At 37.5% G+C, this 261-nt stretch carries 1 protein-coding gene; it reads right to left on the minus strand.

The features are described from left to right. Positions 1–261 (minus strand): hypothetical protein (locus tag SCA31_RS24070; protein WP_410699514.1); only part of this gene is annotated, 261 nt, incomplete at both ends.

Below are 261 nucleotides of genomic sequence, written 5' to 3' on the forward strand. Positions count from 1 at the left end.
CTTCCGTTTTTCCACATTTCGTATGCTTTTTTTACGGGAATATATAATCCGTCTACATTATTGCCATTTTTATCTTTTCCTGTGAAAATATAAGAGTTAGGAGCTTTAGTCCAGTCTTTTACGGTATCATCAGGCTGTGCTCCGGCATTAATCGCAACGCATCCGCTTGAACAATCTGTTGAATCATATGCTGTTGAATTTCCAAAAACACCTACGTACTTGATAAATTTTTTGATCTCAGCTTCTACTTCCAGAAGCGGT

The organism is Chryseobacterium sp. SIMBA_028 (assembly GCF_046535285.1).
In the GTDB taxonomy this organism is placed as follows: domain Bacteria; phylum Bacteroidota; class Bacteroidia; order Flavobacteriales; family Weeksellaceae; genus Chryseobacterium.